Origin of the sequence: Massilia agilis (assembly GCF_024756255.1) — a bacterium.
Classification (GTDB): domain Bacteria; phylum Pseudomonadota; class Gammaproteobacteria; order Burkholderiales; family Burkholderiaceae_D; genus Telluria; species Telluria agilis.
Genome location: NZ_JANUHB010000003.1, coordinates 197,753 through 218,495 on the forward strand (window position 1 = coordinate 197,753; position 20,743 = coordinate 218,495).

The window sequence follows — 20,743 nt, forward strand, 5'->3', positions numbered from 1 at the left end:
CGGCTGCCCCCGCCTTGATGACGGTGGCGGCAGCCGGCATCAACCCTGGCGTTACCTGGAAAGTGTCTGACAAAGTGAACAAGATCAACGACGTCGAGCAGCACCTGCGCGAACACCGCTATCACTGGCTGGTCACCGGCGCGGCCGGCTTCATCGGCTCGAACCTGGTGGAAGCGCTGCTGCGCCTGGGCCAGCGCGTGACCGGGCTGGATAACTTCGCCACCGGCCACCAGCACAACCTGCACCAGGTCCGCGACCTCGTCGGCCCCAGCCTGTGGGCGAACTTCACGTTCATCGAAGCGGACATCCGCAACCTGGCCGATTGCCACCGCGCCTGCGAGGGCGTGGACTTCGTGCTGCACGAGGCGGCGCTGGGCTCGGTGTCGCGCTCGATCGACAACCCGATCGGCACCAACGAGACCAATGTCACCGGTTTCCTGAACATGCTGGTCGCCGCGCGCGACGCCGGGGTGAAGCGCTTCATCTACGCCGCGTCGAGCTCGACCTACGGCGACCATCCGGCGCTGCCCAAGATCGAGCACCAGATCGGCAACCCGCTGTCGCCGTACGCGGTGACCAAGTACGTGAACGAGCTGTACGCGAACGTGTTCGGCCGCACCTACGGCATGGAGTCGATCGGGCTGCGCTACTTCAACGTGTTCGGCCCGCGCCAGGATCCGAACGGAGCGTATGCCGCCGTGATCCCGCAGTGGATCGCCGCGCTGATCCGCAACACGCCGCTGAAGATCAATGGCGACGGCGAGACCAGCCGCGACTTCTGCTACATCGACAACGTGGTGCAGGCCAACCTGCTCGCCGCGCTGGCAGGCAAGGACGCGGCCAACCAGGTGTACAACGTGGCGCTGAATGACCGCACCACGCTCAACCAGCTGTACCAGATGATGCGTGACCTGCTGCGCGAGCGGTTCCCGCACGTGGAAGGGCATGCGCCGCAATACGTCGACTTCCGGCCAGGCGACGTACGGCATTCGCAGGCAGACATTTCAAAGGCCGCCGCGCTGCTCGGCTACGCGCCGACGCACCGGATCGGGGAAGGCTTGAAACAGGCAATGGATTGGTACGTCCGCGACCTCGCCCGGCAGGGATAACGCGCCCGGCGTGCCACAGTAACAAACGAAGCAAGAAAGTATTCCGGAGGCTGACGTGCTTAGGATCTCTAATCACTATGTGTCGAAGATCGTATTTGTACTCCTGTTCGTGGAGCTGCTGGTGCTGATGGGCTCCGCCTATGCCGGCGCGGCAGTGCGCCACATCGGCTCGGGCGAAGTGCTCTCGGCCGAGCACCTGCACCATTTCTTCACCTCGGCGATCGCGTTTGCGACCGCGGTCATCTTCAGCATGAGCGCAATGGGCATGTACCAGCTCAATTTCGGCGAGGGGACTTCGCGCAACTCGTTCCTGATGCAGCTGATGCCGTCGTTCGTGATGGGCTTTTTCATCCTGACGCTGGTGTTCTACCTGGCGCCGGACCTGTCGTTCGGGCGCAGCATCCTGCTGCTGGTGTTCGCGATCGCCGCCGCCGGCATCGCGGTGGCGCGGATGATCTTCCTGAAGACGTCCGAGCTGCGCTTCCTGCAGCAGCGCATCATGTTCCTTGGCGGCGGCCCGCTGGCCAAGGAGTGCAGCGACCTGGCGGGGCAGAGCTCGCGCTACCACCGTTACAAGATCGCCGGCTTCATCCAGACCGAGTCGGAGGAGCTGTGCGTGCCGGCGTCGAACCTGCTCAAGATGAAGGACGGCGACTCGCTGCTGTCGATGGCGAAGAAGCACGGGGTCGAGGAGATCGTGGTCTCGGTCGAGAACCGCCGCTCGGGCCTGCCAATCAAGGAACTGCTCGACTGCAAACTGCAGGGCGTGAAGGTGACCGACGCCGCCACCTTCTTCGAGCGCGAGACCTGCCAGATCCGCGTCGATTCGCTGCAGCCGAGCTGGCTGGTGTTCGGCGGCGGCTTCGACCAGAGCTTCGTGCGCACCTTCATGAAGCGCTCGTTCGACCTGGTGTGCAGCGCGACGATCCTGGCGCTGACCTTCCCGCTGATGCTGCTGGCCGCGATCGCGGTCAAGCTGGAGGATGGCGGCCCGGTGTTCTATTCGCAGGAGCGCGTGGGCAAGGACGGCAAGACCTTCCGCGTGCACAAATTCCGCAGCATGCGCGCCGACGCCGAAAAAGGCGGCAAGCCGCAGTGGGCGGCGCAGAACGATCCGCGCGTCACCCGCGTTGGCAACTTCATGCGCAAGACCCGGATCGACGAGCTGCCGCAGATCGTCAACGTATTCAAGGGCGAGATGTCGTTCGTCGGCCCGCGCCCCGAGCGCCCGTACTTCGTCGAGCAGCTGATCGAGGTGGTCCCGTACTACAACGTCCGCCACAGCATCAAGCCGGGCATCACCGGCTGGGCGCAGGTGCGCTACGGCTACGGCTCCTCGGCCGAGGATGCGCTGCAAAAGCTGCAGTACGACCTGTACTACGTGAAGAACAACAGCCTGTTCCTGGACATGCTGATCCTGATCGACACGCTCAAGGTGGTGCTGTTCCGCAGCGGACGCTGATGTCATATGGCGGGCTGCCCGGCGCGGCCTGCGCAACAAACTGCTTTGCCTGGCTGCGCCATCCCGGCGCATGCCTTTATTTCTACTGATGGTGCATCGTGACGAGTATCGCCGCCTATAGCTACGCGCTGGCCGCCGTTTGCTTTTTGGTGCTCGGCGTGCCGATGATGACCCGCTGGCGCGGCCGCAACCACGGCCGCGCGCTCACAGCCGCCTGCCTGCTGTCCGCCGCGTGGGCCGCCGCACTGGGCTGGGCCGCCTCGCGCATGGTGATGTGGTCGGCCATGACCGGCGTGCTGGAGATCCTGCGCGACGCCGGCTGGTCGATCTTCCTGGCTGGGCTGCACGGTCACTACCGCGATCCGCGCAGCCGCTTGCCGTTCGGCTTGCGGCCATCGTGGTTTGCGGGCGGCTGCCTGTACGTGCTGATGCTGGCCGCCACGCTTTCCGGCTACTGGAACCTGCCGCTGTTCGCGCGCTTCGGGCTCATGCCCACTGTCGCCGCGCATGTGGTGTTCGCGGTGTACGGCATGCTGCTGGTCGAGCAGGTGTACCGCAACAAGTCGGCGCAGGAGCGCTGGGCCATCAAGTTCGCCTGCCTTGGCATCGGCGGCATGTTCGCCTACGACTTCTACCTGTACAGCCACACCATGCTGTTCCGCGAGACGCACCCGGACGTGTGGGCCGCGCGCGGCGTCGTCAACGCGCTCACGGTGCCGCTGCTGGCGGTGTCGGTCGGGCGCAGCAAGTCGTGGTCCACGCCGCTGGCGGTGTCGCGCCGCGTGATGTTCCATTCGGCCGCGCTGTTCGGGTCCGCCATCTACCTGCTCGCCATGGGATCGGCCGGCTACTACCTGCGTTTTTTCGGCGGCAGCTGGGGCACGGTGATGCAGGTGACCTTCTTGTTCGGCGCACTGGTGCTGCTGGCCGGGATCCTGTTCTCCGGCGCCTTCCGCTCCTGGCTCAAGGTCTTCATCAGCAAGCACTTCTACCGCTACAACTACGACTACCGCGAGGAATGGATGCGCTTCACGCGCACCCTCTCCGAGCCGGGGCCGGGCCTGGCCGAACGGGCGATCGAGGCCGTGGCCGCGCTGGTCGAAAGCCCCGGCGGCGTGTTGTGGCAGCGGCGCGACGGCGGCGCATTCGAGCCGGTCGCTTACTGGCACGTCCCCGCGGTGTCCGCGCGCGAGCCGGACGCCTCCCCGTTCTGCCAGTTCCTCGAATCGACGCAGTGGGTGGTGGACCTGCACGAGTGCGCGCGCCACCCCGAGCGCTACGAAGGGCTGGCGCTGCCGGCATGGGTGGAAAGCTTCCCGCGCGGCTGGCTGGTGGTGCCGCTGGTCCTGCAGGGCAAGCTGTTCGGCTTCGTGCTGCTGCAAAACGCGCGCAGCCCGGTCAAGCTGAACTGGGAAGTGATCGACCTGCTCGGCATCGCCGGCAGCCAGGCGGCCAGCTACCTGGCGCAGCAGGATGCCGCCAACGCGCTGATGGTGGCGCGCCAGTTCGAGTCGTTCAACCGCATGTCCACCTTCGTGGTGCACGACCTGAAGAACCTGGTGGCGCAGCTGTCGCTGATGAACGCCAACGCCGAGCGCCATCGCGACAATCCCGAATTCCAGCGCGACATGCAGGAGACGGTCAGCTATTCGGTGCAGAAGATGAAGCTGCTGCTGCAAAAGCTGGGCCGCGCCGGGCGTCCCGAGAATCCGGAGCCGCTGGCGGTGGACCAGGTGGTGCGCCAGGCGGTCGCGCTCAAGGCGGCGTTCGAGCCGCGGCCGCGGCTGGAGATCAACAGCACCGGGCTGTACGTGCTGGCCGACCGCGAGCGGCTCGAGCGCGTGGTGGGCCACCTGATCCAGAACGCCATCGAAGCCACGCCCAGGAACGGCGAGGTCGTGATCCGCGTGGGCGCGAGCGGCGCCGGCGTGCTGGTCGAGATCGCGGACACGGGCGCTGGCATGAGCGAGGAATTCATCCGCGAACGCCTGTTCAAGCCGTTCGAGTCCACCAAGTCGGCCGGCATGGGCATTGGCGTGTTCGAAAGCCGTGAATACATCATCGAGCTGGGCGGCAGCCTGGAAGTGACCAGCAAGCCGACCCAGGGAACCACCTTCAAAGTCGTCCTGCCTCTCTACCAGGAAGAGACGCAGGCCATCGAACAAGCCGCATGAAGAGGAAAGCGCTGTGACACAAACGAAACCGAAACTGCTCATCATCGAAGACGATCCCGGGCTGCAGAAGCAGCTCAAGTGGAGCCTGGACGCCTACGACGTGGTGGTCGCGGGCGACCGCGAGAGCGCGCTGGCGCAGGTGCGCCGCCACGAGCCGGCGGTGGTGACCATGGACCTGGGCCTGCCGCCCGACCCGGACGGCGCCACCGAAGGACTGGCCACGCTGCAGCAGATCCTGGCGATGGCCCCAAGCACGCGCGTGATTGTCCTCACCGGCAACCAGGACCACGCGCACGCGGTCAAGGCGATCGGCATGGGCGCATACGACTTCCACCAGAAGCCGTGCGACCCGGTGATCCTGAACCTCGTGATCGAGCGCGCGTTCTTCTTGCACGCGCTGCAGCAGGAGAACCGGCGCATGCAAACGCTGCAGGCCGACTCGCCGCTGGCCGGCGTGATCAGCCGCGACCCGGGCATGCTCAAGGTGTGCCGCAATATCGAAAAAGTCGCGCCTACCTCGGCGTCGGTGATGCTGCTGGGTGAAAGCGGCACCGGCAAGGAGGTGCTGGCGCGCGCGCTGCACCAGTTGAGTCCCCGCGCCGGCCAGCGCTTCATGGCGATCAACTGCGCGGCCATTCCCGAGAACCTGCTCGAGAGCGAGCTGTTCGGCTACGAGAAGGGCGCCTTCACCGGCGCGGCCAAGCAGACCAAGGGCAAGGTGGAGCTGGCCCACGGCGGCACCTTCTTCCTGGACGAAGTGGGCGACCTGCCGATGGCGCTGCAGGCCAAGCTGTTGCGCTTTTTGCAGGAGCGCGTGATCGAGCGCATCGGCGGGCACGAGGAGATCCCGGTGGATGTGCGCATCGTGTGCGCCACCCACCAGAAGCTCAAGGACCTGTGCGCGGCGGGGCGCTTCCGCGAGGACCTGTACTACCGCCTGTCCGAGATCGTGGTGAACATTCCGCCGCTGCGGGAGCGCAGTGGCGACGCGGCGCTGCTGGCCCACCACTTCAAGAACAAGTTCTGCGCCCAGGAGTCGCGGGCCGCGCTGCATTTTTCACCCGAGGCGGTGGCGGCGATCGAGTCCTGGTCCTGGCCCGGCAACGTGCGCGAGATGGAGAACTGCATCAAGCGCGCCGTCATCATGGCCGACGGCTCGTCGATCGGCGCCGACGACCTTGGCCTGCCCGACACCGCCGCCCAAGACGAGCCGATCAACCTGCGCCAGGTGCGCGACGACGCGGAATACAAGGCCATCATCAAGGTGCTCGCGCGGGTGGACGGGAACATCGTCAAGGCGTCCGAACTGCTGGGCATCAGCCGTCCCACCATGTACGACCTGATGGCGCGCCACGCCATCAAGCCGGCAGCGGCGGCCGCATGACTGCGCGCGCGCTGCGCTATGCCTCGCTGCTGGCGCTGCTCGGCTTGTCGGTGACGACGGCGGCCGCGTTGTACCTGCAGGGCATGGGCGTGGCGCCGCGCGCGCTCGGGCCATACGTCGGCCAGCGCAGCGCAGGCCACAACCCGCTTGTCAGCGGCATCGGCAGCTGGCTGCAGGAGCGCTTGCTGTCGCTCGACCGCAGCGGACCCGGCCCGTATGCGATGCCTTCGTTCTCCGTCGGCGCCATGGCCATGCCGTCTTCCCAGGCCAGCGACCAGGCCTGCTGGCGCACGCCGGGTTGCCGCCGGCTGCGCAAATTCGCCAGCAGCCCGGCCGATGTGCGCGCGGCAGTGCAGGCGGCGCAGCCGGGCGACGTGATCACGCTGCTGCCGGGGACCTACCGCTTTGGCGCGGGGCTGGTGGCGCTCGCCGCGGGCACCGAGCAGGCGCCCATCACCGTGCGCGCCGAGCGCCATGGCTCGGTGGTCATCCAGTTCGATACCGTGGAGGGCTTTGCGGTATCCGGACCGTGGTGGCGCTTCGAGAACCTGATTGTGCAGGGCGCCTGCACAATTGACGCGCGCTGCGAGCACGCGTTCCACGTGGCGGGCGACGCCCATCATTTCGTGGCCGTGAACAATTCGATCAGCGATTTCAACGCGCACTTCAAGATCAACGGCAGCGGCGGGCGCTTTCCGGACCATGGCCTCATCGACCACAACACGCTGGCCAATTCCGCTCCGCGCAAGACGGCCGGCCCGGTGACGCCGATCGACCTGGTGGGCGCCAGCGGCTGGACCATTCGCGCCAACTACATTGCGGACTTCATCAAGGCGCAGGGCGACCGCGTCAGCTATGGCGCGTTTGCCAAGGGCGCCGGCGCGGGCACCACCATCGCCGGCAACGTGGTGCTGTGCGAGCAGCGGCTGCAGGGCCAACCCGGCCAGCGCGTCGGCCTGTCGTTTGGCGGCGGCGGCACCGGCAAGCCATATTGCCGCGACCGCCGGTGCATCACCGAGCAGGACCATGGCGTCATCCGCGACAACCTCGTCGCCGCCTGCTCCGACGCCGGCATCTACATCAACAGCGCGGCCGACACGCAGATCATCCACAACACGCTGCTCGACACCGGCGGCATCGACGTGCGCTTTCCCGAGAGCGGCGCGGACGTGATCAGCAACCTGGTCGATGGCACGATCCGCGCGCGTAACGGGGCGCGGGTGCGGGCGCTGGACAACCTGGACACGCCGATCGCCTACCTGTACGCGGGCTATCACCCGGTACGCCGGCTGTTCGAGAACGTGCGGGAGCTGAACCTGCGCTGGAAGGCGGCGCCACCAAGGCGCGCCATCACCGGCGCGGCCGTGGACATGTGCGGCAGGGCGCGGCCGGTGTGGGCGAGCTACGGCGCGTTCGAGAATTTCGCAGACTGCGTACGCTAGCTCAGGCCAGGGCGCAGATCCAGCTGCGGGTCCACTCTGCCACCTGGTCGTGCCATGCGCGCCGCGAGCAGGTGTGGTCGGCCCCGGCCAGCGTGTGGCGCGTGAACCGGCTTTCCCCGAGCAGCTTTTCCCAAGCCTGCGTGGACGCGAGACCGGCAAACTCCTGCGCGGTCAGGTCGGCGCCACTCAGCATGATGAGCACCTCGCCCTTGAAGGAGCGCAGCGCTGCGTGCACGCGCTCCGGCAGCGTCATCGCCGCGCCGTCGCGCCGGCCGCCCGCCAGCGCCTTGCGCGCCAGTGCGGTGAACGATGCGATTGCGGCGCGGTATTCGAAGCGGCCATCCAGTACCTTGGCCCAGAACGCGCGTTCGAGCACCCGTGCGCCGTAGTAGTGCCTGATCGTGGCCCTGGCTGCGCCTTCCTCGGTGCGTACCCACGGATTAAGCAGGGCCAGCGCGCGCACGCGCTGATCTCGCGGCGCGTACATCGCCGCGGCGCTCGCGCCGTCGCACAGCCCCCACAGCACAACCTCTTCCAGGCCCGGTGACTCGGCGACGAACCTGTCGATGGCCGCCCTGATGTCGTCGTTCACCGACTCGAAGTGCCGCATCTCGCCTTCGCTGTCGCCCATGCCGCGGTAGTCGAAACGCATGGCGGGGATGCCAGCCGCGGCCAGGCTGCGCGCCAGCAGGGTGAACTGGCGGTGGCTGCCGGCGCGGTACTGGGGGCCGCCGGCCACGATCAGCACACCACGCCTTGCCGGTTGCGCCGGCTGGCTGAGGATCCCGTACAGCCAGTCGCCGCCGCACGGGAACGCGAATGCGCGCTCCTCAAGCATGCGCGGCCTCGCGGCAGGCGCTGACGGTGGGCTCAACCAGCGGCGGGCACTCCGCAATCTCGGGCGTGGCCCAGAAGCTCGGCCCGCAGACCGTTTCAGTGTGCAGATCGGCGCCCTTGTCGCGCCATGCAGAGGCGATGCGGCTGGCGGCGGGCGAAAGCGGCCGTCCGGGCTCGGCGACCACCTCGAACCAGTGCACCGGGCAGCGGGGCGGCGCGAGCGCGGCGGCCTCGAGCTGGTCCATCGGCAGGGCCAGTCCCGGCGCCAGGTCGTAGCCGGCGATTTCAATCGTGCTGCCGCCTTGCAGCAGCGCGCGCAGCGATCCGGTGCTCGTTGTTGCACTGTCTTGCTGCAGCAGGTCGCCGGCAAGGCGCAGCCGCAGCAGCTGGGTCAGGTAGCCGCTGCCGCTCAATACGGGTTGCCACAGCAGCAGGCGGTCAGCGGGAAGGGCATCGCCTTGCACGCAGTCGAGCGCGAGCAGGGCGCCAAGGCGCAGCCCCCACAGTCCGACCGGCATGCCGAGCCGCGTGCGCAGCCAGGTGCTGGCGAGGGCGACGTCGTGCTTCCAGGTGTCCCAGCGGGCGTCGCCGAACTCGCCGCTGCTGTCGCCGCAGCCGTGCAGGTCCAGCTGCAGCACCGCCACGCCGCTGGCGGCCAGCGCGCGTGCGGCCAGCGCGGTCATGCGGCGCGAGCGGTTCATCTCTTCGGCAAAGGGATGGATGTACACCAGCGCGGCGCGGCAGTGGCCGGCCGGGTGATGGAACAGGCAAAAGCGCGGCCCGGTGCTCGCTGCGAGGTAGATCGGTTCAGCAGGCGCGTGTCCGGGCAGCGCCATCGTTCATGCCGCCTTCTCTTCGACGAACTTGGCCAGGCTGCCCAGCGTTTCGAAGGTGCTGGCGCTGATGTCGTCGTCGTCCACTGCGATGCCGAAGCGCTCCTCGAGCGCGCCGAGCAGCGTGACCACCGCCATCGAATCGAGTTCGGGCAGGCTGCCGAGCAGCGGCGAATCGGCGGTGAGCGCTTCCCCGGCCGGGCCGAGGTTGAGCACATCGATCAGGACATTTTTAACGTCGTTCAGGTACATGGTTGCTTTCAAGGGGAAGGGTGCGCGGCCTGTCGCGAGCGTGCGGTGGACGCCAGCAGCGTGTGCAGGCGGCGCAGCCCGGGCCATCGGTAAACGTTCACATGGTACATAGTACGCACATCTTCCGTCCAGCGCAGGTGCCAGTCCATCACGCGGCCGTAGAACTCCAGGCGCCGGATCCGGCCCTCGTCGAACAGGCGCCGGCACGCCTCTTCGCGCATCAGCAGCGTGGGTGACAACCCGTTCGGCACGCGCTCGTCGTAGGCCGTCTTGAGCACGACGATGCTGTCGGCGTCCTCCACGCACAGGTCGGCCGCAACCAGCTGGTCCCCAAAGTAGTAGCGATAGACGCTGCCTGCGCCCCGGCGGCAGAAGTCTTCCAGCATCGCGCGGTAGTAGCGGCCCTGCGCGTTGCCGGCATCGACCGCGGTGCCGCAGGCCGCCTTCCAGCCCGAGCCCTCCAGCCGCCCGTAGTCCTCCACCGCGGCTGCCATGTCCTGTGCGTCGCGGCAGACCACGAGGCGGGTGGCGGTCCCGTCCCGGGCCAGCCGCGCGCGCTGCTTCTTCAGGTTGGCGCGCAGGTTCTTGCCGCGGTTGTTCCAATATGTGTCGAAGCTGCCGTCGATCGTTACGCGCGCCGTGTCGATGTAGTCGAGCGTGCGCACGCTGCCGGAATCGGCGGGGCGCGCGTGCATGGCGGGGTCCAGCTGCGTGATGCCGAACACGAGCGGGAAACCCGGGAGGGCGCGCATCAGGCCTTGGGCCAGCCGCTCCACGTCAAGCCCGGGGCGCTGCAGCCACAGGCCGATGGGTGCCTGCGCCGGCTGGAAGGTGGACCAGCCAGCATGGCCGGCGGGGGCTACAAGCGCCATCGCCACGGTTTCGCCATCCATCTGGCAGCGTGCAAGCAGCTCGCGGCCGGTGCCGAACTGCGCCAGCAGCGGCGCGACGAAATCGGCGGCCAGCAGCGACGGCGCGCCGCAGCGGCTGTGCAGCTGCTGCCAAAGCGTGGCATGTTCGGCAAAGCGCGCGGCGGGGAGCACGGTCCAGCTCATGCCAGCGCCTTCCTGATCGCTTCGATCATGCGCGCCAGTTCGTGCTCCTGCAGCTCCTGGTGGCAGGCGAAGCCCACCACGTGCCGCGACAGCCGTGCGCTGGTCGCACAGACGCTGTCGTCCACACCCTGCCACAGCGGCAGCCCAAAGCGCACCAGCGGCACGCCGGCCTGGCGCAGGCGTTCGCACAAGCCCTCGGGATCTTCGGCCAGGAACGGGAACACCCAGGGGCATGCGCCTTCCGGCAGGCGCGGGTACAGGGCCCGGCCGCCGGGCAGGCCGCGCAGGTTGGCGTCGATGCGTTCGTAGTTGGCCCGGCGCGCGCTCGCGATCCGGCTAGGGGACGCCAGGCGCGTCACCAGCCGCGCGAACCACGACGAGCGCTTGTCGATCCAGCGCGCGTCGAAGTTGAAGCTGCTGTCCGACGAGTCGGGCGCAAGCGGCACGGCGCCGGCGTTCGTGCGCCGTTTGAGCATTCCCCACGCCGCATCCCTGGCCTTCATGGGCAGCCAGAGCGCGGCGCGCGCGGCCGACAGGCGCCCGTGGGCGAACGCCTTCTCCAGCGAAGCGAGGGCGATCTTGGCCTCGAATCCCGGGCCCGCCGAGCGCAGCGCCACCTGGCGCAGGCTGTGGCGCGCCGACACCAGCAAGCCGCCCTCGTAAATCGGCAGGAATTTCATGCTGCTCGCGATCGCATAATCGCCCCAGGCGCCAACCGGGCGGCCCTGGTGCTCGCCAATGAAGCAGTGCGCGCAGTCTTCCAGCAGCCGGATGCCGCGCGCGTCGCAGAGGGTGCGCAGGGCCGCGATCTCGTGCTGCACAAAGCCGAAGTAGTGCGTCACCATCAGCACGCGCACCGAGTCGTCGAGCTTGTCCACGATGTCGGCCAGGTCGGCGCTGGTGTCCGCGCGCAGCTTGTAGAACACAGGCTGCGCGCCGCGCCACAGCACCGGCGGGATCATGGACGGGCTGTGCCAGGCCGGCACCAGCACCTTGTCGCCGGCCTTGACGCCCATCTCGCGCAGCGCCAGCCCGATCGCAATGCGGCCGCTGGTGACGAAGCGCACCTCGCCTGCGTCCAGCACCGAGCGGGTGCGCGTGCCCGGCGCGCGGCGCAGTGCGCTGAACGACAGCACCGGGGACAATGGAATCGGGCGGGTGGCGTGACTCATGGGCCGAGTATAGATCGAGTGTTAAAAAATTGGCCACGAGATATGTCCGAAACTAAACAATCGTCTGCGGCCATTGACCACAAACTGTTAAGATTGCGGCCTGTCTTGCGCCACGCTCAGCGCGGCGCGCGAATACGTTCCGCCTATGCCAGTCCTGATCCACGACGTCATTTTTGAAACCGCCGCCCGCACCCCGCAGGCCGCAGCGCTCGCCTACGGGAACGAGCGGCTCGACTACGCGGCGCTGGCCGCCGCCGTGCGCCGCGCCGCCGGCGCGCTGCTTGCCGCGGGCGTACAGCGTGCCGACCGGGTTGCGGTGTACCTGGAAAAGCGGATCGAGAACGTGGCCGCGATGTACGGCGCCAGCCTGGCCGGCGCTGTGTTCGTGCCGGTGAACCCGCTGCTCAAGGCCGAGCAGGTGGCGCATATCCTGGCCGACTGCAATGTGCGCGTGCTGGTGACCTCGCCCGAGCGCCTGGCGCAGCTCGATGGCGTGCTGGCGCGCTGCCCGGACCTGCGCACCGTGTTCGTGACCGGCCCTGCGCGCGACCACGCGGCGCCGGTGCGCTCGTGGGAAGCGGCGCAGGCCGAGCCGCAAGCGCCGCTGCTCGCAAGCCGCCGCGTCATCGACGCCGACATGGCCGCGATCCTGTACACCTCGGGCAGCACCGGCAAGCCGAAGGGCGTGGTGCTCTCGCATCGGAACATGGTGGCGGGCGCGCAGAGCGTGGCCAGCTACCTCGGGATCACCGCCGCCGACCGCATCCTGTCGGTGCTGCCGCTCAGCTTCGACTACGGGCTGTCCCAGCTCACCACCGCGTTCCTGCACGGCGCCAGCGTGGTGCTGATGAACCACCTGTTCGCGCGCGACATCGTGAAGATGGTCGCGCTCGAGGGCATCACCGGCCTGGCCGCGGTGCCGCCGCTGTGGATCCAGCTGGCCGCGCTGCCCTGGCCGCAACCGAACACGCTGCGCTTCTTGACCAATTCCGGCGGCGCCATGCCGCGCCCGACCGTGGCGGCGCTGCGCGCGGCGCTGCCCGAGGCCGACCTGTTCCTGATGTACGGCCTGACCGAGGCGTTTCGCTCGACCTACCTGCCGCCGTCCGAACTGGACCGCCGCCCCGATTCGATGGGCCGCGCGATCCCGAACGCCGAGGTGATGGTGGTGCGCCCGGACGGCACGCCGTGCGCGCCGAACGAGCCCGGCGAACTGGTGCACCGCGGTGCGCTGGTCTCGCTCGGCTACTGGAACGACCCGGCCAAGACGGCCGAGCGCTTCAAGCCGGCGCCCGGCCAGGACCCGGCGCTGCCGATCACCGAAATGGCCGTGTGGTCCGGCGACACCGTGCGCATGGACGAAGAGGGCTACCTGTACTTCATCGGCCGCAGCGACGACATGATCAAGGTGTCCGGCTACCGCATCAGCCCCACCGAGGTCGAGGAGGCGGTGCATGCGACCGCCCTGGTGCAGGAAGTGGCCGCGTTCGGCGTGCCGCACCCGGCGCTGGGGCAGGCGATCGTGCTGCTCGCCGTCGCGCGCGAGGCCACGCTGGAGCCGGCGGCGCTGCTCAAGGAGTGCCAGCGCCGCCTGCCGGCGTACATGGTGCCCGCGCACGTCGAGGTGCGGGGCGAACCGTTCCCGCGCAACCCGAACGGCAAGATCGACCGCACGCTGCTGCGCCAATCCTTCATGACCTTGTTCGACAAAGCCTCCAATCCATGAGCACCACCAAACCAGTCCACGCCGCCCAGAGCCGGTTCCCGGTCGTTGACGGCGTCCTCCACGTGGGCGGCGTACCGCTCACCCGCCTGGCACAGCGGGTCGGCCGCACGCCCTTCTACGCCTACGACCGCAAGGTGGTGAGCGACCGCGTGCGCCAGGTGCGCGACTGCCTGCCGGACGGCGTGCGCCTGCACTATTCGATCAAGGCCAACCCGATGCCGGCGCTGGTGCAGCACATGGCCGCGCTGGTGGACGGGCTGGACGTGGCCTCCGGCGGCGAACTGAAGACCGCGCTGGACGCCGGCATGGCGCCCGAATGCATCAGCTTTGCCGGCCCCGGCAAGTCCGACGCCGAACTGGCGCAGGCGGTGGCGGCCGGCGTGCACGTGCACGCGGAGTCCGAGCGCGAACTGCATGCGTTGGCGCGCATCGGCCAGGAGCTCGGCATCGCGCCGCTGGTGGTCATCCGCGTCAATCCCGACTTCGAGCTCAAGGGCTCGGGCATGCGCATGGGCGGCGGCGCCAAGCAGTTCGGCATCGACGCCGAGGAGATGCCGCGCGTACTGGCGCTGGCCGCCGGGCTGGGACTGGACGTGCTGGGTTTTCATATCTTCAGCGGATCGCAGAGCCTGAAGGCCGAGGCGATCGTCGAAGCGCAGGCGCAGACCTTTGCGCTGGCCGAGCGGCTGGCGCAGTCGTGCCGGCACCCGGTGCGCGTGCTGAACATCGGCGGCGGCTTCGGCATTCCCTACTTCCCCGGCGAGGCGCCGCTCGACCTGGCGCCGATCGCCGCGCACCTGCGCCAGGCGCTGCCGCACGTGCAGGCGGCGCTGCCGCAGGCCGAAGTGTCGATCGAGCTGGGGCGCTACCTGGTGGGCGAAGCCGGGGTGTACGTGGCGCGCGTGGTGGACCGCAAAGTCTCGCGCGGCCAGGTGTTCCTGGTCACGGACGGCGGCCTGCACCACCACCTTGCCGCATCGGGCAATTTCGGCCAGGTGATCCGCAAGAACTACCCCGTTGCGATAGGCAACCGCATGGGTGGCGGCCAGGCCGAGGTGGTGTCCGTGGTGGGCCCGCTGTGCACGCCGCTTGACCTGTTGGCCGACAAGATGGAGCTGCCGCGCGCGAACGTGGGCGACCTGGTGGTCGTGTTCCAGTCCGGCGCCTACGGCATCTCGGCCAGCCCCGCCGGTTTCCTGAGCCACCCGAACGCTGTCGAAGTCCTCGTCTGAAGGAGTAGCGCATGCCGACCGTCTCCGTGATCATCCCCACCACGTGCGAAGAGCGCCGCTGGTCGTCGCTGCAACGCGCCATTGCCAGCACCCGCGCCAGCGAAGGCGTGGACGTGAAGGTGATCGTGGTCGTCAACGGCAAGCGCTTCGATGCGGCAAAGCTGGCGGAACTGCGTGAGCGCCCCGACATCACGGTCGCGTACCGGGAAGAAGGCAGTGCGCCGCTGGCGCAGCGCCACGGCCGCACGCTGGTGGACACCGAGTTCTTCGCATTCCTGGACGACGATGACGAATACCAGCCGCAGGCGCTGGCGCTGCGCTGCGCGCCGCTGTTGGCCGATCCCCGGCTCGGTTTTGTCGCCACCAACGGCTACCGCTGCGTGGGCGGCGAGGACAGGCTGATGGTCTCTTGCGCGGCGGCCGTGCGTGCCGACCCGCTGGCGGCGCTGGCGCGCGAAAACTGGCTCGCCTCGTGCGGCGGCCTGTTCCGCACCAGCAGCATCGGGCCGGTCTATTTCGACGATCCTGCGCCCTTCCTGGAATGGACCTACCTGGCCTACCGGCTGGCGCTTGACTTCAACATGGCTTTCGTGGACACGCCGACTTTCCGTATCCATGACACGCCGGCCTCGCTGTCCAAGTCCGACGCGTACCGCGCCGCGGAGCTGGATGTACTGCGGCGCATCGCGGCGCTGCCGCTGCCGGCACCGGTGGCGCGCCAGGTGCGCGGCAAGGTGGGCGCGGCCTGCCACGACCTGGCGGACCAGGCGCGCATGGCAGGGCGCTACGGCCGCGCACTGGCCCTGCACGCGCGCAGCCTGCTGTTGCCGGGCGGCTGGCGCTACCTTGCCTGGTCGCGCAAGCTGCTGCCGTTCGCGTTCAAGCGCCCGGCGGCTGCGAGCTGACCCTGCCCAGCCTGCGCAGCATCTCCTCCAGCCGGGCGAACGCATAGCCTTCCGGGCCGGACGGGCGCGCGGCCCAGCGCCACAGCGCATACAGCGATCCCACATACACCAGGGCGCCTGCGGCCACGCACAGCAGCAGGGCCATGACGTAATCGAGCGTGACCGGGCGCGGCTGCAGCGCGTCCTTCAGCAGCAGCACCACGCCGCCCATGATGCTCGATGCCACGAGCGGCCGCATCACGTGGCGCACGAACTGCAGTGCCGACAGTCCCAGGCAGCGCGCGATCAGGTACTGGTTCACCGGGATCATCAGGATCATCGTGATCAGGAACGCGCCGGCGGCGCCGAGCACCCCGAACCACAGGATTCCCGGGATAAGCATCGACACCAGCAGCGCGAACTGCAAGCCGGCCGTCCAGGTGATGAGCGTGGTGCGGCCGAGCGCAAGGTACACGTAGCCGATGTTGTTCTGTACTGCCTCGATGACACCGTAGATCGCGAGGATCTGGATGATCGGCACGGCCGACTGCCATTTCCACCCCAGCGCCGCCGGCACCAGCAGGTCGGCCACGACCAGGATGCCCACGCCGGCGGGCAGCGCAACCATCGCGATCGAGGACACCACGTTCAAAAAGCTCGCGCGCAGCGCCGCCAGGTTGCCGGCTGCCTTGGCGTAGCCGGGGAAGGCCGCGCGGTTCACCGGCGCGACCAGCTCGGTGGTGGGCAGCGACGAGATTTCGGACGCGATCGAGTACACGCCCAGCGCCTGGGCGCCAGCGTAGCGGCCAAGGATGAACTGTCCGGCGCGGTTATTCAGGAACTGGAACAGGTTGTTCACCATGAGCCACTTCGACTTGTGGAACAGGTCCACCTTGGCGCGCAGCGAAAAGCGCGGCCGGTAGTCGCTCACGCTGTAGGACAGCCAGACCGACAGCACGGTCCCGGTCAGCTGGCCGATCACCAGCGCCCAGTAGTTGTGCAGGTAAAAGGCGAGCGGGATGGTGACGCAGGTGGCCATGCGCTTCCCGAGCAGGAACTTGAACTCGCGGTCAAAGCGCATCTCGCGCCGAAAGCTCACCGGGCCGATATTGGAAAAGCCCTGCAGCACAAAGCCGATGGCGAGCGAATAGATCACCGGCGCCAGCCGCGGCTCGTTGTAAAAGACGGCGGCCATTGGCGCCAGCAGGGCCAGCACCACGCCGCAGGCGGCGGCGAACAACACGTTGAAGGTCCAGGCCGTATCGAATTCGTCACGGCCGGCGTCCGGATTCTGGATCAGCGCCACATCGAAGCTGAACGCCACCAGCAGCTGCAGCGCGCCGATCAGCGTCATCGCCATGGCCACCAGGCCGAAGTCCGCCGGCAGCAGCAAGCGCGCGAGGACCACGGTGCTGACCACGCCGATGCCGCGGTCGACCAGCTTGAACAGCACCATCCAGGCCGCGCCCTTGGCGATCTTGCGGTCGATGTCGCTCATGCGGCCTCCATGCACACGCGCTCGCCCACCGCCTCGTCGAACAAGCCGGCAAGCTGGCGCGCCCGGCCCGCGCGCGACGACCGGATCACCAGATCGGGCGAGGCCACGTGCGCGCTGCCATCGCGCACGTCGCGCAGGAAGCGTTCCAGCACGCCCGCGATCTCGTCCGGCGCGTCCATGGTCGCGATGCTGTCAAAGCCTGCCGCGCCGAGCACCCGCGCCGTTTCGCCGGTACGGTCCACCAGCCCCAGGATCGGGCGGCGCGCGCGGAAGTATTCGTACACCTTGGCCGGAACCTGGGTATTGAACGGCGTGCCCTGGAACACCAGCAGGCCGTCCGCGGCCAGCATTTCCTGCAGCGCCTCGCGATAGGGCACGGCCGGCGCGACCTCGGCAATGTCGTCCACGCCCAGGCGCCGCGCGCATGCCGCGATGGCCTGCTCGTTGCCGGGCGCGCGCAGGATCACGCGCAGCTTGCCGGCATCCACCGTGCCCGCGCGTTTCAGGCGCGCGATCGCCTCGAAAAAGGCGCTCGGGTCGCGTCCGGTGTCGTACAGCAGGCCGCTGTGCACCAGCGTCACCCGGCCAGCCGGGTGCGGCGCTTCCGTCTGCAGCGCGCCCGCCATCGTGAAGTTGTCTTCGTCGTAGCCGTTTTCGATCACCATGCACTTGTCAGGCGCCAGCTCGGGGAACCGGGCCTTGTACGAGGCCATTGCGCTGTGCGTCGTGAACACCGCCTTGTGGCAGCGCCGGATGGTCTGGCGCTCGATCCACGCATACGCTTTGCGCTGCAGGCCGTAGCTGGGGTAGGCGCTTTGCAGCATCGGGTCGCGGAAATCGGCGATCCACGGCAGGCCGGTCAGGCGGTGCAACGCCAGGCCGATCAGGTGCGCGGTGGCGATCGGGAAGGTGGACCAGATCACCTGCGGGCGGTGGCGGCGTATCATCGCCAGGCCCGCGGGCACCGCCGCGAACCACCACCAAACCCAGCGGTCGGGCAGGGCCAGCGGGCCGAGGTAGCGCCCGCGCACGCCCAGGTCGCGCTTGGTGTCGAGCGCAAACGCGCGCTTGACCACCAGCCCGGCCGGCACGCTGGCCAGCTGCGACGGGTTCTGTTCGGGGTAGGCGCGCGGGTGGGCCGAGAGCACCAGCGGCTCCCAGCCGTTCTTGCCAAGGTGGCGAGAAAAGCTCAGCGTGCGCTGGATGCCGCTGCTTGCTGCCTGCGGCGGAAAGTGAAATGCGATCAGTAGTGCGCGTTTGGTCATGCTCATGCTCTTGTATGGGCTAGCGGATGGCGGCGTTGTCGCTGCCGGCGAGGCGCGCCATCCTGTTTGCGTATTCATGCCGCGCCGGTGCGCCTTGCGCCAGCCACTGCAGCAGCCGCAGGCCGAACAGCAGCGGCCTTTTATCCCACGGCCGGCTGCGCGGCAGCTGGAAGCGGTCGGCCATGCCACCGATCGCGCCCACCGCCGTGGTGAACGCGGCTTCGAAGCCGGCCTCGCGCACCATCGCCACGTGGCGCGCGTCGAAGTCCTTGCCGGCCTTGCCGTTGGGGTAGGCGAACAGGCGCACGGGTTTGCCGATCAGCGCTTCCAGCTCCTGTTTGCCATTGCGGATTTCCGCGCGCGCGGCGTCGTCGTCCAGGCTGGTCAGGATCGGGTGGGTGATGGTGTGGGCGCCGATTTCCACGCCGCGGCGGTCCAGGTCCACCACCATCTCGGGCGTGAGCATCAGGCCCGGCGCGTCGCCGGTGCCGGCCAGTGTGGCAAGGCGTTCCACCAGTGCCGCGCGCGCCGGCGGCGGCAGGTATTTCGATGCTTCGGTCAGGCCGGCGGTGGCGCGCTTGCGGTCGGCCTCGTTGGCAAGCGGGTAGCGCGGCAGGCCCAGGTCCGACAGGTCGAGCGCGCCGGCAGGCAACGCCTGCACCGCCTCGATGATGCGGTCGTTCCACATGCTGCCCCTGCCCACGTGGCCGCTCGTGACGAATACCGTTGCCGGCAGGCCCAATTCCTCCAGCACCGGCAGGGCCAGTTCGTGGACCGAGCGGTAGCCGTCGTCGAAGGTGATGCAGACGGTACGCGGCGGCAGGTTCCCCGCATCGAGCGCGGCCAGCGCAGCGCGCAGCGGCATCACATGGAAGCACTCGGCGAGCAGCGCCATCTGCCAGCGAAAGGCCGCAACGTCGGGCTCCGAGTCGAGCAGCGGGTCCGGGCGCGCGAGGATACGGTGGTAGTTGACCACGCACAGGCTGGGCTCGCGCTGGCTGCGCGCGATGGCGTCGCCGGCAAGGCGCAGCAGGCTGCGCGTGAAACCGGTGTGCGTCGTCATCGCGGCGCCTCCGCCAGTGCCCGCGGGAGAATCCTCTTTTCCAGCACGATCAGCAGCGCAATGATCGCGAAGGTCAGGTCGAAGTAGGCGAAGCTGAGTGCGGCGCCGCCTACGCAAAACGCAAACAGCGTCAGCTGCAGCGTGGTGGCGGCTTGGGCGATCCACTGGGCGGATGCCGCCGCGCGTGCGCGCCTGGCGACGCGCTGCGCGGTGCGGAATGCGCCCACCAGGATCCCGAGGTAGATCGCCAGGCCGAAGAAGCCGTGGTCGCCCAGCACCTGGAAGTACACGCTGTGGGCCGCGCGCGCCTTTTCCGTGTCCGGCAGCGCGTCCCCGGTGTAGAACCACGGGTAGGAAAAGAAGTCTTGCGACAGCGAGGACCAGACCGGGAAGTACTCGAGCCCTTTGAAGCCGCCGCCAAAGAACGGGTGGCGCATCGCCATGATCATCGACAGCTTCCACGCGACCACCCGGCCCATGAACGAGGCATCCTTGCCGGCCGAATTGATGCTGTCGATACGCGACAGCCATTCCGCCGTCGCCACCTGCGACACGCCCAGCGCGAGCACCGCCACCATCGTCGTCACCAGCAGCTTGCGGTCGGTCTTGATGAAGAAGTAGGCGCCCAGTGCGAGCAGCGCGATGAAACCGCCGCGCGACTGGGTGCCGACGATGGCCACCACCGTGAGCGCGATCGTCCCGAGCAGGCCAATCGACAGCGCGCGCGACTGCTTGCCGTATTCGCGCAGCAGGTAAGCGCAGATCGGCAGCAGCATCACGAAGGCGACGGCGAGTTCATTGCGGTCGCCCAGCACGTGCCCGGCCATGCCTTCGATCTTGTGGCCGCCGCCGCTGGCGAGGAACTTGAGCGCCTCGATGTCGGCATAAAAGCCCACGGACAGCACCACGCAGCCGAGGAAGAAGTCGAAATGCAGCTTGCTGTCCACGATGGCCAGCACGAACACGAACAGCACCACCACCTTCATGAAGCGGTCCCAGATCTCCCAGGCCAGCTCGGGCCGGCCAAGTGCCGTCATCGTGCTGCCGGTGGTCCAGGCAAAGAACAGCAGCACAAGGAAGGCGGTGCCGCTGAAGGCGAACCTTGGCTTGTACCGGGTCGTCAGGTAGCTGAAAATCGCCAAGGCCGCGAACAGCAGGTTGTAGCGGATCGCGGCAGCCGGGCCGTACACCCAACCATTGGGGAAAAACAGCGCGGTCCAGATCCACAGCCCGAGCCCGATGAACGGGCGCCTGGCGATCGCGTACAGCATGAATGGCAGCACGGCCAGCAAAAACGCATCACGCATGACTTACCCCGGCCGCTTGTCGTTCTTGCGCGCAGCCTTGACGTCCTG

At 68.3% G+C, this 20,743-nt stretch carries 17 protein-coding genes; 8 read left to right on the top strand and 9 right to left on the bottom strand.

Annotation, left to right across the window (positions count from 1 at the left end; translation table 11 throughout):
* Positions 1-62 precede the first annotated feature (62 nt).
* From NX774_RS14475 to NX774_RS14495, 5 genes are all read left to right on the top strand, one after another.
* Positions 63-1,109, top strand: a complete 1,047-nt coding sequence (locus tag NX774_RS14475; RefSeq protein ID WP_370660436.1) for an SDR family oxidoreductase — start codon at positions 63-65, stop codon at positions 1,107-1,109.
* A 55-nt stretch (positions 1,110-1,164) separates the two neighbouring features.
* Positions 1,165-2,571: a TIGR03013 family XrtA/PEP-CTERM system glycosyltransferase gene (locus NX774_RS14480; RefSeq protein WP_258822946.1), complete on the top strand. Its 1,407-nt coding sequence runs from the start codon at positions 1,165-1,167 to the stop codon at positions 2,569-2,571.
* Between the two features lie 98 nt (positions 2,572-2,669).
* Complete coding sequence (gene prsK / locus NX774_RS14485; protein WP_258822947.1) at positions 2,670-4,745, top strand: XrtA/PEP-CTERM system histidine kinase PrsK; 2,076 nt, start codon at positions 2,670-2,672, stop codon at positions 4,743-4,745.
* 13 nt (positions 4,746-4,758) lie between these two features.
* Positions 4,759-6,129, top strand: a complete 1,371-nt coding sequence (prsR, locus tag NX774_RS14490) for a PEP-CTERM-box response regulator transcription factor (protein ID WP_258822948.1) — start codon at positions 4,759-4,761, stop codon at positions 6,127-6,129.
* The gene (locus NX774_RS14495; protein ID WP_258822949.1) at positions 6,126-7,571 is read left to right on the top strand and encodes a chondroitinase-B domain-containing protein; all 1,446 of its coding nucleotides are present in this window, start codon (positions 6,126-6,128) and stop codon (positions 7,569-7,571) included. The genes prsR and NX774_RS14495 overlap by 4 nt, the downstream gene beginning before the upstream one ends.
* Before the next feature lies 1 nt (position 7,572).
* On the opposite strand, the gene NX774_RS14500 is transcribed toward NX774_RS14495, so the two are convergent.
* Genes NX774_RS14500 through NX774_RS14520 form a run of 5 tightly spaced genes read right to left on the bottom strand, consistent with a single transcriptional unit; the run spans position 7,573 to position 11,720 of the window.
* Entirely contained in the window at positions 7,573-8,409 is an 837-nt protein-coding gene (locus tag NX774_RS14500; protein ID WP_258822950.1) for a hydrolase 1, exosortase A system-associated, read from the bottom strand.
* Positions 8,402-9,244 (bottom strand): hydrolase 2, exosortase A system-associated, encoded by an 843-nt coding sequence (locus NX774_RS14505; RefSeq protein ID WP_258822951.1) that lies wholly within the window; start codon positions 9,242-9,244, stop codon positions 8,402-8,404. The genes NX774_RS14500 and NX774_RS14505 overlap by 8 nt, the downstream gene beginning before the upstream one ends.
* 3 nt (positions 9,245-9,247) lie before the next feature.
* The gene (locus tag NX774_RS14510; RefSeq protein WP_258822952.1) at positions 9,248-9,493 is read right to left on the bottom strand and encodes an acyl carrier protein; all 246 of its coding nucleotides are present in this window, start codon (positions 9,491-9,493) and stop codon (positions 9,248-9,250) included.
* An 8-nt stretch (positions 9,494-9,501) separates the two neighbouring features.
* Entirely contained in the window at positions 9,502-10,548 is a 1,047-nt protein-coding gene (locus NX774_RS14515) for a GNAT family N-acetyltransferase (protein ID WP_258822953.1), read from the bottom strand.
* Positions 10,545-11,720: a DegT/DnrJ/EryC1/StrS family aminotransferase gene (locus NX774_RS14520; RefSeq protein ID WP_258822954.1), complete on the bottom strand. Its 1,176-nt coding sequence runs from the start codon at positions 11,718-11,720 to the stop codon at positions 10,545-10,547. Before NX774_RS14520 ends, NX774_RS14515 begins: the two co-directional genes overlap by 4 nt.
* 145 nt (positions 11,721-11,865) lie before the next feature.
* On the opposite strand from NX774_RS14520, the gene NX774_RS14525 reads away from it, so the two are divergent.
* Genes NX774_RS14525 through NX774_RS14535 form a run of 3 tightly spaced genes read left to right on the top strand, consistent with a single transcriptional unit; the run spans position 11,866 to position 15,583 of the window.
* A complete protein-coding gene (locus NX774_RS14525) occupies positions 11,866-13,446 on the top strand; it encodes an acyl-CoA ligase (AMP-forming), exosortase A system-associated (protein WP_258822955.1) in 1,581 nt (526 codons plus the stop codon).
* Positions 13,443-14,678: a pyridoxal-dependent decarboxylase, exosortase A system-associated gene (locus NX774_RS14530; protein WP_258822956.1), complete on the top strand. Its 1,236-nt coding sequence runs from the start codon at positions 13,443-13,445 to the stop codon at positions 14,676-14,678. Before NX774_RS14525 ends, NX774_RS14530 begins: the two co-directional genes overlap by 4 nt.
* Before the next feature lie 11 nt (positions 14,679-14,689).
* Entirely contained in the window at positions 14,690-15,583 is an 894-nt protein-coding gene (locus tag NX774_RS14535) for a glycosyltransferase (RefSeq protein WP_258822957.1), read from the top strand.
* Here NX774_RS14535 and NX774_RS14540 read toward each other — a convergent pair.
* The 4 genes from NX774_RS14540 to NX774_RS14555 are packed head-to-tail and all read right to left on the bottom strand — an operon-like array spanning position 15,558 to position 20,695.
* Positions 15,558-17,060 (bottom strand): lipopolysaccharide biosynthesis protein, encoded by a 1,503-nt coding sequence (locus tag NX774_RS14540; protein WP_258822958.1) that lies wholly within the window; start codon positions 17,058-17,060, stop codon positions 15,558-15,560. The genes NX774_RS14535 and NX774_RS14540 overlap by 26 nt on opposite strands.
* On the bottom strand, positions 17,057-18,325 hold the full coding sequence (locus tag NX774_RS14545) for a glycosyltransferase (RefSeq protein ID WP_258822959.1): 1,269 nt from the start codon (positions 18,323-18,325) through the stop codon (positions 17,057-17,059). The genes NX774_RS14540 and NX774_RS14545 overlap by 4 nt, the downstream gene beginning before the upstream one ends.
* Positions 18,326-18,344: 19 nt before the next feature.
* A complete protein-coding gene (locus NX774_RS14550) occupies positions 18,345-19,388 on the bottom strand; it encodes a polysaccharide deacetylase family protein (protein WP_258822960.1) in 1,044 nt (347 codons plus the stop codon).
* Positions 19,385-20,695, bottom strand: coding sequence for a putative O-glycosylation ligase, exosortase A system-associated (locus NX774_RS14555; protein WP_258822961.1), 1,311 nt, complete (start codon positions 20,693-20,695; stop codon positions 19,385-19,387). Before NX774_RS14555 ends, NX774_RS14550 begins: the two co-directional genes overlap by 4 nt.
* Positions 20,696-20,743 lie beyond the last annotated feature (48 nt).

Coding starts and splice junctions, on each gene's coding strand:
- NX774_RS14495 (WP_258822949.1), top strand. CDS start 6,126: ATGACTGCGCGCGCGCTGCGCTATGCCTCGCTGCTGGCGCTGCTCGGC.
- NX774_RS14555 (WP_258822961.1), bottom strand. CDS start 20,695: ATGCGTGATGCGTTTTTGCTGGCCGTGCTGCCATTCATGCTGTACGCG.
- NX774_RS14545 (WP_258822959.1), bottom strand. CDS start 18,325: ATGACCAAACGCGCACTACTGATCGCATTTCACTTTCCGCCGCAGGCA.
- NX774_RS14510 (WP_258822952.1), bottom strand. CDS start 9,493: ATGTACCTGAACGACGTTAAAAATGTCCTGATCGATGTGCTCAACCTC.
- NX774_RS14505 (WP_258822951.1), bottom strand. CDS start 9,244: ATGGCGCTGCCCGGACACGCGCCTGCTGAACCGATCTACCTCGCAGCG.
- NX774_RS14525 (WP_258822955.1), top strand. CDS start 11,866: ATGCCAGTCCTGATCCACGACGTCATTTTTGAAACCGCCGCCCGCACC.
- NX774_RS14540 (WP_258822958.1), bottom strand. CDS start 17,060: ATGAGCGACATCGACCGCAAGATCGCCAAGGGCGCGGCCTGGATGGTG.
- NX774_RS14530 (WP_258822956.1), top strand. CDS start 13,443: ATGAGCACCACCAAACCAGTCCACGCCGCCCAGAGCCGGTTCCCGGTC.
- NX774_RS14520 (WP_258822954.1), bottom strand. CDS start 11,720: ATGAGTCACGCCACCCGCCCGATTCCATTGTCCCCGGTGCTGTCGTTC.
- NX774_RS14550 (WP_258822960.1), bottom strand. CDS start 19,388: ATGACGACGCACACCGGTTTCACGCGCAGCCTGCTGCGCCTTGCCGGC.
- NX774_RS14535 (WP_258822957.1), top strand. CDS start 14,690: ATGCCGACCGTCTCCGTGATCATCCCCACCACGTGCGAAGAGCGCCGC.
- NX774_RS14500 (WP_258822950.1), bottom strand. CDS start 8,409: ATGCTTGAGGAGCGCGCATTCGCGTTCCCGTGCGGCGGCGACTGGCTG.
- NX774_RS14515 (WP_258822953.1), bottom strand. CDS start 10,548: ATGAGCTGGACCGTGCTCCCCGCCGCGCGCTTTGCCGAACATGCCACG.